Here is a 225-nt window from a genome sequence, read left to right on the forward strand (position 1 = left end):
ATACTCAGGCTCCTGCGTTCGAAGGAACACTGCCTGCTGCCGAACTGGCTGCGTCTTGCGACAACATTCCGGCTGCGGCTACGCTTACTGCAACTGATGCTTGTGGAACTGCAACCGTAACTTTTGCAGAGACTAGAACTGACGGTGCTTGTGCCGGAAGCTATACATTGACAAGAAAATGGACTGCTACTGACCTATGCGGTAATACTGCCGAGCATACTCAAG

At 51.6% G+C, this 225-nt stretch carries 1 protein-coding gene; it reads left to right on the forward strand.

From position 1 onward, the window contains the following. Window positions 1–225: HYR-like domain-containing protein (locus tag FJA49_RS18225; RefSeq protein WP_158629412.1), on the forward strand; the 225-nt coding region annotated here is incomplete at both ends.

Source organism: Flavobacterium microcysteis (genome assembly GCF_006385255.1).
Taxonomy (GTDB): Bacteria; Bacteroidota; Bacteroidia; order Flavobacteriales; family Flavobacteriaceae; genus Flavobacterium; species Flavobacterium microcysteis.